General features: G+C 46.4%; 1 protein-coding gene. It reads right to left on the bottom strand.

What is annotated here, in order from left to right:
* Positions 1-76: 76 nt before the first annotated feature.
* A complete protein-coding gene (locus GBM95_RS12115) occupies positions 77-334 on the bottom strand; it encodes an autotransporter domain-containing protein (RefSeq protein WP_152159296.1) in 258 nt (85 codons plus the stop codon).
* Positions 335-366: the final 32 nt, after the last annotated feature.

Genomic DNA, 366 nt, shown 5'->3' with positions numbered 1-366 from the left:
CGGCCGTCGAGGGTTGTGGTGGTTTTATCTTCATAACTCATTTATCAATTATAACATAACCGTAGCCGCTTGTCAACTATTTTGTGCCTATGTTAATAAGATGTCCGTAGCGGCCGATTAAGTCGATGAAGCTGCCGTTTTCGAAGAGGCGGGAGGCATAGAGCGCAGCGCCGTAAATGTCCCCGTCGCCGCTGCCGTTGACGAGATCAAGATCCGTATCGGTATAGTTGAGCGCGCCGCCGACTTCAATCATCGTCGACTGCATATTTACGTGAATTCCCAGGAATCCGTTAACAGAGTCTGAAAGAAATTCATATCCCGGCTTAGTTTTGATTTAAGGCAACTAACTGAAATCTAAAGGTTAGT

It is taken from the genome of Sutterella seckii, from assembly GCF_009183815.1.
Taxonomy (GTDB): Bacteria; Pseudomonadota; Gammaproteobacteria; order Burkholderiales; family Burkholderiaceae_F; genus Sutterella; species Sutterella seckii.
The sequence above is the reverse complement of the archived record's forward strand: the minus strand, read 5'-3'. Positions and strand labels throughout refer to the sequence as shown.